The following is a 6,952-nucleotide window of genomic DNA, read 5'->3' as shown; positions in this document are numbered from 1 at the left end:
GCCGTCAGCGCATTCTCACTCAGCCGCGCTACAAACGCGCTGTCTATCAGGTTATAGGAATATTGCAGGAACATGGAGATCAGCGGCGGTATCGACATTTGCCAAATGAGCTTTCCAACGGGCGCAACTGCCATTTTATTACTGGTCTGCATACTTTCCCTCCTCTCCACAAAGTGTCCGGCGCAAAAAAATTGCGCCGGACAGCAGGTTATTAAATCCGAACAATATAGTTTTGTTTGCGTGCTGCGGGCTGACCGGCTTCCTTAGCTGGATAACCCAATGCAATCGCTCCGACGCCACGCAAGGTTTCCGGCAGCTTCCACTCCCGCAGGAGAGCCTTACCGCTTTCACTGTCGAAAATCTCACGTTCCCGATGTACCCATACGGTTCCCAGCCCAAGAGCATGGGCGGCGAGCATCATATTTTCAAGGACGCAGCTTCCATCCTCTACAAAGGTGTTTGCGGAGCCATCTGCCAGAACCAAAATCACGACAGGCGCGCCATAATAAGGGTCTGTATTGTTCCCCATCACTTCTGCGTTTAACCTGGCGATTTCCTGCCGGTATTTGGGGTCTGTGATTGCAATGATGGTAGGGGATTGACGTCCTCCGCCGGTAGGTGCATAAGTCCCGGCTTCCAGTACAGCGTCCAACGCCTCGGAAGGGACAGGTTGCGGTTTGTAAGCCCGTACACTACGGCGCGTCTTGATCAGAGATAAGAAGTTGTTTTCCATAAAAAATCATCCTCCATTCTGTCAACATTTCCGAGATGCAGGCAACAAAAAAGCCACACAACTATCATAAGACAGTTGTGTGGCAAAAAGATGACCGAATCCGGAAAAGTCCACTCAAATTTTACGTCTAATTATTATAGCGAGCTTTCGGGAGACTGTCAAGTATCAATCTTTACGGAATTGTGGCGGCTGTCTGTTGCTTTTTTGTGTTACTTTATGGCACATGAGCATTTGCTCAAGGAACATACTTACCTACATGTAGCAAGCGGCGATACTCCTATTCTGGAATATCGCCGCTTGCGTTCTTATATATCGAAACTTGTCACATCAAGGTTCTTTCAAAAATGGTGTAGCAGTGGTGTAGTAAGCGCCCTTCTGCTCCAAAGAACCACTGATTTTACAGGCTTTTTCAGGACTTTTCGAGATATTGCCGTGGCAAACAAACAGTATTTTTATCATCTTGAGAGCACTCCATCCTGTCCGGTATCACTTTTTTCGCTGTGGTCGCCGCCGTTTTGCCGGACGGTGACCGGCACTGCGGGCAAAGCTTTTATGCGCTTTGCTTTGTGTCGAATCGGGTCACGGCCATGTGAATGAGGTACGGCACCAGAATGACCGGGATGACCAGGTAGGCGATGCCGCTGTATGCCTTCTGGATCAGCGTCAGCAGGCCGAACTGGGCGATCCCGAAATCGACCGCGCAGCACCCCAGCGCCGCCGCGATCTCCTTTTTGGTCGTGCGGAATCCGCTTTGCTTCGCCTCTGCCGCAGCCTGCCGGGTTTCCCCGCAGATGCGTTTTACCATGGCCGCCACCATATTCACCGCCGTGGACACCGCGCCCAGAATGATCAGCACCGAGATCAGCGGCGTCATGAAGGATGCGCCCACGCCCTGCTCCACCATAAACAGCGTCGGCACACTTTGTCCGGCGGCCTCGGGGTCGGTATAGACCGTCATCAGCCCGAGCACCACCATCACCATGAGCAGCGAGTTGATCACAAAGCCCACGCCCATGCTCTTCACCGCGTCGGCCGGCTCATCGAACGACCGGGCGTGCTGCACGAACACCGCGATGTTGGAAAGCTGGAACGTCCCGTACAAAAAGGCGGAGTACAGCGCGTCCCGCAGCGGCAGCCGGGCGGCGTTCATGGTGTTCACCGCCTCCGTGATGGCAGAAAAGTTGGACACGATATTCGGGACGTACACCACCACCAGTCCGGCGATGATGCAGACCGACAGCACCACGGCCACCCTGCGCACCAGATCGGTGCCGAAAATGGCCACCACGAAGATGAAGAGCCCGATGAGCACCGTGCACAGCAGATACGGCAGGCCCGTCAGTTCGCTGAGGGTCGCCCCGCCCGTGGCAAAGGCGACCGCCGGCGCCACGCACATGACGCAGACATACAGCACCTCGAACAGATTGGAGAACACCGGCGCAAATCTCCCGTAAAAAGCGTTGTTGTAAGTGCGGTAATCATAGGTCTCGCGCTTTCGGGCAAACCGCAGGCTGTAGGCAAAGAACACCGTGTTGTACAGCATTGCCAGCACCGGCATGAGCAGGCACCACGCCCCGTAGCGCACAAAATAGCTGTAGATCTGGGCGCCGGAGGCAAAGCCGCCCCCGAAATGTGTGGTGAACCACACAAACGCCACCCCCAGGATCGCGGTATTTGCTTTAGTCCTCTTCACTGTCTTTTCTCACCTTTTCCTTTAAATATTCCATGGCCCCCTCCAGCATCTCTTTTGTGACGCGGTAGGGATAGTGGGCCACGTCCGACATATCGGGGATCCGCTCCGCGCATTTCTGCCACTGGCTTTCGGTGATCTCGATCTCTTCCAGCGAGACCGGCAGCCCGATGGAGCGGTTCAGCCGGTAGATTTTTTCAAATTCTTCGTACTGGCCGTCCGCCAGCAGCGCCAGCAGCACCCCGAACCCCACGACCTCTCCGTGGAGGTGCCTCTCCTCGATCACGGGGCAGGATGTCAGGGCATAGAACACCGCGTGGGCCAGACCGCTGTTGTAATCCGGCGTGTAATCCTTGGTCAGAAAGATGGAGGCGATCCCCGTGGTCACCACAATGGCCAGCACCACCTGTTCCACATCGTAGGTGCACAGGCCCTTTTTGTGATCCTCAAAGGCACGCCTGCCGTATTCGATCAGCGGGTCGCGGCACATGGAGCTGACCGCCACGCCAAGGGCTGTGAAATGCTCCAGCCGCTCCCCCCGGGAGGAGATCGTCGCCTCATAGTATTTGGCGTATGTATCGCCGATGCCGGCCCACATATATCGGCTGGGCGCCTTTGCGATGATCTCTGTATCGATAAAGGAGTGCATGACCGGGCGAACAAAAAAGTGCGGCCGCAGAAAGGTGCCGTCCTCGTTGTACATGATGGAGACCGACGTGCAGGCGGCGCAGTTGGAGGCGATGGTGGGAAAGGCAAAAACCGGCTTGTCATCCTCGATGCACAGGCACTTGACCGTGTCCAGCGCTTTTCCGCCTCCCACACCGAACACCATATCCGCTTGTTGGTACAGCGGCATCTGCCGAAGCTTTTCCACGGTGGCGTAGGTGCAGTTTTCGCCGTAAAACTCCTTGCCGATGATCGTCAGATTGGTCTGTTTGACATATCGCTCGATCTTGTCGTAGGCGGCGGCCAACGCCTTTGGGCCGCCGATCACCAGCACCTTTTTGCCGTACGATTCACACACCGGACCGATCTTCCCGTAGATCTCATCCCCGATGGAATAATTCGGAAGATGTACCTCATAATTCTCCAGTTTCAACTGCAACCTCCCCTTTCACCCCGTTTTTTCATAAAAAAAACTCCTGCCCCCGCAACCACTTTCGTTGCAGGGACAAGAGTTTGCTGACGCTATACTCCTGCGGTACCACCCGGCTTGATACAGTCTCCCGTATCCACTCATGCATACAAACATATGCTCTCTTTGATAACGGAGTCGTCTCTCCGGCTCGCCTACTTTTGCGTTCGGTCCGCCCTCAAAAGCCCATTCGCTTCAGTTTCGTCATGCCGCGCTCTCACCCGCCGCGGCTCTCTGGGATGCTTCGCTGAAGGTACTTACACTTTCTCATCGGTTTGGTATCACTTTACCACGCAGAAGCGCGATTGTCAATCCCATATTTTTTATTTTCTCCGTGCCGGTGTTTTTTCGGTCCGTTGAGGGCCTGCCCCTCTTGACAGGGTCGCTCTAATGTGTTAGACTTACAGTGTACTCTAATCCATTAGAGAGGAGATCGGGTAAGATGGACGTGCCTAAGGTGTTTGACAGCGAATACCGGCTGTGCCTCATTTTGTGGGAGCATGAGCCGATAAAGAGCAGCGAACTGGTGCGGCTGTGCCGCGAGCAGCTGGGCTGGAAACCCACCACCACCTACACCGTCATCAAGCGGCTGAGCGAGCGGGGGGTGCTGAAGAACGAGAACACCCTGGTAACCTCGCTGGTGAGCAAGGATCAGGTGCAGGCCGCCGAGATCGACGAACTGGTGGAAAAGACCTTTGAGGGCTCGCTGCCCGCCTTTGTGGCGGCCTTCACAAAACACCACAGACTTTCGGCGAAGGAAGTGGACGAAGTACAGGCGATGATCGACCGTTACAGAAAGGAGGCGGCCCACGATGTTTGAATGGCTGGCGGAGGTATTCATCGATCTCGTGAACCGGAGCATCGCCGCCTCCTGGCTGGTGCTGGCGGTGCTGGCACTGCGCCTTCTGCTGCGCAAAGGGCCCAGGTGGGCCAACGTGCTGCTGTGGGGACTGGTGGCGTTCCGTCTGGTGTGCCCCTTCACGCTGGAGAGCGCGCTGAGCCTGCTGCCCAGCCGGGAGACGGTGCCCCGGGACATCATGCTATCCCCCGCCCCGGCGCTGGACAGCGGCGTGCCCGCGGTGGACCGGGTGGTGAACCCCATCGTGACCGGCACCTTCACCCCCGCCCCCGCCGCCAGCGCGAATCCCTTGCAGCTGCTCATTCCCCTGCTGGCGCTGGTGTGGGCAGCAGGCGTTCTGGCCCTCTGCCTCTACACGCTGGTCAGCTGGCTGCGGCTGCGCCGCCGGGTGGCCGAGGCCGTTCTGGTGCGGGACAACATCTTCGAGAGCGGCCGGGTGCCCACCCCCTTCGTGTTCGGGCTGGTGCGTCCGCGCATCTATCTGCCGGCTGCCCTGCCCGCGGCGGCCCGCGGCCCGGTGATCGACCACGAGCAGGCCCACATCGCCCGCCGGGACCACCGGTGGAAGCCCCTGGGCTTCGCACTGCTGGCGGTCTACTGGTTCAATCCCCTTTTGTGGGCGGCCTACATCCTGTTCTGCCGGGACATTGAACTTGCCTGCGACGAGCGGGTGGTGCGGGGTCTGGCCCCAGAGCAGCGGGCGGATTACTCCCAGGCACTTTTGGAGTGCAGCACGGGCCGCCGGGCGCTGGGTGCCTGTCCGCTGGCCTTTGGCGAGGTGGGGGTAAAGACCCGGGTGAGGGCGGCGCTCCACTACAAAAAGCCTGCCTTCTGGGTGATCGTCGCGGCGCTGTTGCTCTGCGTCGTGGTGGCGGTGGTCTTTCTCACCGACCCCCTCACCCCGCGGTACGATTTTTCCCAAAACGCCATTGCCTCCGCTTCCGTTTGGGATTACGCCGTTCCGGAAGAGCGGGCGCTGAACGCCAGCCAGCTGGACGAGCTGACCAGCCGTCTGGAAGGGCTGCGGGGCCTTGCCCGCACCACCGAGGAGGGTTTCACCCCGCTATACGCCCTGGTGGTGCAGCGGGAGGACGGCACCTCCCTGACCTTCAACGGGTACAGCGACGACGGCAGCCAGGTGCGCACCGAGTACGAGGGCAGGCTGTGGCAGGTGACGGACGAGGAGTTCTGCACCTATCTTTACAATCAGTGGCAGGCGGCCGACACCGCCCAGGCTGTGCCCGAGCCCAGCGCCCTGGATCTGTACGCCGACGCCCTGCGGGACACCGTGGAGGTGGAGGACGGTCAGATCTTCTTCACCCTGCCCGAAGAGGTGCCCGAGGGCGTGCAGCCGGACGTCCGGGTGGCGGGCAGCGCGGTGTATGAGGACGGCAGCCGGGAAGACCTGGAATTTTTGCAGACGGCTGTCTGGACGCCGGGCGAGCAATACTCCATCCCCTACGACGAGGCTTATACGACACTGGGCATTTTCCTCATCGCCCGCTATCCGGACGGCAGCGAGGAAGAAAAGTACGTTTCGCTGCGCCCCATTGTCGAGGCGATTGTCACCTCCCAGAGTGCACCGGCGCTGACCCCGGAGGTGGCGGATGAGTTCATCGCCGGCACGCTGGACAGTTTCGTCCTGAGCAGCGACGGCGGGTACGAACTCAACCTGCCCGGGCCCATCCCTGTCTCTGAAGACGGAAAGACCACCCTTTCCATCACCCTGAACGCCACCTATTCCGACGAGCCGGGGAGCTATTCCACTGAATCTCACGAGATCACCCAGGATATGCTACAGTACGCCCAGACAATCATCGGGCGGTTTTCCGGCGACATGGACACCCTGGTCAGCGTTTCGCTGAACGTCTTCTTCATGACCGACGAAGGTGAAAACATGCAAAGCATCTACGCCCGGGGCAGCATTGAACTGAACGCCCCCTTCACCTTCGGTGAGGCGGTGGGGTATTCCGAGCCGACGGCCCGGGTGCAGACAGAGGGCGCCGTCACAACGCTGGACTACACCTTTTCGGACGGCAGCACGGCCCGGCTTTCCTTTGCGCTGCCCGACTGGCTGACGGTGGAGCCGGAAGCGTCCCTGTCGGAAGAGGGCCTGCCCTTTTTCTATATTGAGGATGCAAGCGGCGAATCTATGGGCTGGGTGCGTCTGCGCCCCTTCGGGGCCGCCGACGAGCCCACCCTTGCCACGGTGGACACCGCCGCCGACAGCGTGCCCATGCAGATCTTCTCCCCCGCCGTCATGGGGGAGGGCCTCGGCTACGCAAATTACCGCGTGACGCGCCACTGGGCCACCGGCGCCACAGCCACCGCTGACCGCGAGTTCCCCGGCGGCCAGGATTTCGAGCCCTGGCGCAGCGACCCCTGCGTGCTGGCCTATGACTGGCGTGTCATGCCCTATTCTGTGGAGTTTGGCTTCATGGACGGAGCCCTGGCCGCCTCCGCTCAAACAGAACAGGCCCTGACCGATTTTGCCGCGTCGGTCACGCTCGCCCCCGGCTGATTTCTTATGATCGC

At 59.1% G+C, this 6,952-nt stretch carries 5 protein-coding genes; 2 read left to right on the top strand and 3 right to left on the bottom strand.

Annotated features, from left to right (window positions below; translation table 11 throughout):
• Positions 1-211: 211 nt before the first annotated feature.
• From ACH2A7_RS10885 to ACH2A7_RS10875, 3 genes are all read right to left on the bottom strand, one after another.
• The gene (locus ACH2A7_RS10885) at positions 212-733 is read right to left on the bottom strand and encodes a nitroreductase (RefSeq protein WP_205151839.1); all 522 of its coding nucleotides are present in this window, start codon (positions 731-733) and stop codon (positions 212-214) included.
• Positions 734-1,283: 550 nt separating this feature from the next.
• Positions 1,284-2,426 (bottom strand): hypothetical protein, encoded by a 1,143-nt coding sequence (locus ACH2A7_RS10880; protein ID WP_394961954.1) that lies wholly within the window; start codon positions 2,424-2,426, stop codon positions 1,284-1,286.
• Positions 2,413-3,522, bottom strand: a complete 1,110-nt coding sequence (locus tag ACH2A7_RS10875) for an iron-containing alcohol dehydrogenase family protein (protein ID WP_394961953.1) — start codon at positions 3,520-3,522, stop codon at positions 2,413-2,415. Before ACH2A7_RS10875 ends, ACH2A7_RS10880 begins: the two co-directional genes overlap by 14 nt.
• Positions 3,523-4,000: 478 nt before the next feature.
• Between ACH2A7_RS10875 and ACH2A7_RS10870 the strand changes: the two genes are divergently transcribed.
• The gene (locus ACH2A7_RS10870) at positions 4,001-4,378 is read left to right on the top strand and encodes a BlaI/MecI/CopY family transcriptional regulator (RefSeq protein ID WP_394961952.1); all 378 of its coding nucleotides are present in this window, start codon (positions 4,001-4,003) and stop codon (positions 4,376-4,378) included.
• Positions 4,371-6,938, top strand: coding sequence for a M56 family metallopeptidase (locus ACH2A7_RS10865; RefSeq protein WP_394961951.1), 2,568 nt, complete (start codon positions 4,371-4,373; stop codon positions 6,936-6,938). Before ACH2A7_RS10870 ends, ACH2A7_RS10865 begins: the two co-directional genes overlap by 8 nt.
• Positions 6,939-6,952 lie beyond the last annotated feature (14 nt).

Source organism: Candidatus Allofournierella merdavium (assembly GCF_944382735.1).
Taxonomy (GTDB): Bacteria; Bacillota; Clostridia; order Oscillospirales; family Ruminococcaceae; genus Allofournierella_A; species Allofournierella_A merdavium.
This window is presented reverse-complemented; position numbering and strand designations above follow the sequence as displayed.